We start from the raw sequence: 471 nt of genomic DNA on the forward strand, positions 1-471 counted from the left end.
TCCAGACTTGCAAGAATTCAGGAAATAGAACCGGCCGATAAAGTTGGTCCGACTACTTTTGAGTTTACGGATATTGCCGGGATTGTTAAAGGTGCTTCCAAAGGCGAAGGTTTAGGGAATAAGTTTCTGGAAAACATTCGTCAAACCGATGCAATTATTGAGGTTGTTCGAGCTTTTGAAGATTCGGAAATTACTCATGTTACTGGAAAAGTTGATCCAATTGCTGATATTGAGACGATCAATACAGAATTAATCATTGCTCATATGGAACAGATTGATAAGCGTTATGCAAAAATCGAAAAGGCCGCTGTCAATTCTAAAGATAAGAGCGCAATTGTCGAATACAATGTTTTGAAAAAAATAAAGCCTGTTTTGGAAGCTGGAAAGCCGGTTAGAAGTTTGCAGTTTGATGAAGAAGAAAAAAAGATTGTTCATAATCTTTTCTTTTTAACCGACAAACCAATGCTATAT

The 471-nt window shown here is 36.7% G+C and carries 1 protein-coding gene; it reads left to right on the forward strand.

Annotated features, from left to right (window positions below):
• On the forward strand, positions 1-471 hold a 471-nt coding region (locus tag KH893_RS11955), incomplete at both ends, for a GTPase (protein ID WP_281166298.1).

The sequence above is a fragment of the Liquorilactobacillus sicerae genome (genome assembly GCF_029916425.1).
Lineage (GTDB): Bacteria > Bacillota > Bacilli > Lactobacillales > Lactobacillaceae > Liquorilactobacillus > Liquorilactobacillus sicerae.